The sequence below is a fragment of the Parasphingorhabdus sp. genome, from assembly GCF_036964675.1.
GTDB lineage: Bacteria > Pseudomonadota > Alphaproteobacteria > Sphingomonadales > Sphingomonadaceae > Parasphingorhabdus.
In genome coordinates this window covers 1-1,814 of record NZ_JBALTF010000137.1, presented here as the reverse complement: position 1 = coordinate 1,814, position 1,814 = coordinate 1, and the positions used below count along the sequence as shown (strand labels likewise).

The window sequence follows — 1,814 nt, the reverse complement described above, 5'->3', positions numbered from 1 at the left end:
CATGGGCGACCGGATCATACTGTCGCAGCTGGAGCATCATTCGAACATCGTGCCGTGGCAGATGCTGGCCGAGCGAGTCGGCGCGCATATCGATGTCGCGCCGCTGACCGAGGATGGCCAGATTGATCTCGACTGGATCGAAGCCAATCTGACCGAACAGCACAAGCTGGTCGCGCTGGCCCATGTCTCCAACGTGCTCGGGTCCTTGCTCGACGCGAAACGGGCGGCGGCAATCGCGCACAAATTTGGCGCCAAGCTGTTGCTCGATGGCTGTCAGGCCGCGCCGCGGCTGCCGGTCGATGTGCAGGATCTCGGTTGCGATTTTTACGTCTTTTCGGGCCACAAGATTTACGGCCCCACCGGCATTGGGGCGCTGTGGGCGCCTTATGCAACGCTCGAAGCCATGCCGCCGTGGAAGGGTGGCGGGTCGATGATCGACCGCGTGTCCTTTGACGGCACCACTTATGCGCCGCCGCCCGGCCGCTTTGAAGCGGGGACGCCGCATATCGTCGGTGTGGTTGCTCTTGATGCGGCGATCCAATATGTCGAGGGCATCGGGCTGGACGTGATCTCGGCGCATGAAAATGCCACGCTGGCCAAAGCGCGCGAAGCCCTGTCCGGGATCAACGCGGTGCGGGTCTTCGGCCCCGACCAGAGCATGGGCATCTTGAGTTTCGCGGTCGGTGACGTGCATCCGCATGATGTCGCCACTATATTGGATGAAGGCGGCGTGGCGATCCGGGCCGGCCATCATTGCGCGCAGCCGTTGATGGACTATCTTGGCGTGCCGGCAACGGCGCGGGCGAGTTTCGGGATTTACAGTGATGACAAGGATGTCGCCGCTCTGGTGGATGGCATCAATCGGGTCAGAAAGATTTTCGGGTAAGGTGACGATATGAACGAAGAACGCAAAATATTGGTCGAAGAAGTCAAGTCGGTCGAAAAGCCGCGACTGGCGAAGGTCGAGGACGCTGTGGACACTCGGGTCGAGGACAAGCCCGCACCGGTGATGGCGCCATCGCCCTATGAAGCGGAAAGCGATTCAGCGAAGCTCAATCGCAAGAAGGATTATCTCGAAGGCTTTCTGGCGCAGGCACCGACAGAGACCCCGGTCGGAGAAGCCGGCGGTGATCTCTATGAAGCGGTGGTTGATACGCTGAAATCGATCTTTGATCCGGAAATTCCGGTGAATATCTATGATCTTGGCCTGATCTACGGCGTCGAGATTACCCCGGACAATCATGCGATTGTGACGATGACCCTGACCACGCCGCATTGCCCGGTCGCCGAATCCATGCCCGGCGAGATCGAGCTGCAAGTCGGCAGCGTCCCCGGCGTCGGCCACGCCGAAGTCAATCTCGTCTGGGACCCGCCATGGGACCCGCAGAAGATGAGCGACGAGGCGAAGCTTGAACTGGGGATGTTGTAAAATAAAACCCCTCCCTTTCAAGGGAGGGGCAAGGGGTGGAATATGAGGAAATTGCTTCGATACCAATTTCCGAATTTGCGAGTGGGGACATTCCCCACCCCCACCCCTCCGCTGAAGGGGAGGGGCTTAAAAGGAAGAAGAGCTATGACCGAGACAAAAACAAAAACCCGCGCCATCCCGGCAGCGATCATCCTGACGCCCGGTGCCGAGCAGCGCATTGCCGACCTGATGGCGAAAGCGCCCGACGACGCGATCGGTGTAAAACTGTCGACCCCGCGCCGCGGCTGCTCGGGCCTTGCCTATTCGGTCGACTATATCAGCGAGGAAGTCCCGTTCGACGAAAAGATCGTCACCCCCGGCGGACTATTCTACGTCGACGGCGGAT

The 1,814-nt window shown here is 59.9% G+C and carries 3 protein-coding genes; all 3 read left to right on the top strand.

Features of this window, described 5'->3' with window-relative positions; all coding sequences use genetic code 11:
• The coding region (locus V7665_RS13555; protein ID WP_335665064.1) for a cysteine desulfurase at nucleotides 1–886 on the top strand (886 nt) is incomplete at its 5' end.
• Between the two features lie 9 nt (nucleotides 887–895).
• Complete coding sequence (locus V7665_RS13550) at nucleotides 896–1,429, top strand: SUF system Fe-S cluster assembly protein (protein WP_335665063.1); 534 nt, start codon at nucleotides 896–898, stop codon at nucleotides 1,427–1,429.
• Between the two features lie 144 nt (nucleotides 1,430–1,573).
• Nucleotides 1,574–1,814, top strand: a 241-nt coding sequence (locus V7665_RS13545) for an iron-sulfur cluster assembly accessory protein (protein ID WP_335665062.1), incomplete at its 3' end; no start/stop codon positions are given.

Coding starts and splice junctions, on each gene's coding strand:
- V7665_RS13550 (WP_335665063.1), top strand. CDS start 896: ATGAACGAAGAACGCAAAATATTGGTCGAAGAAGTCAAGTCGGTCGAA.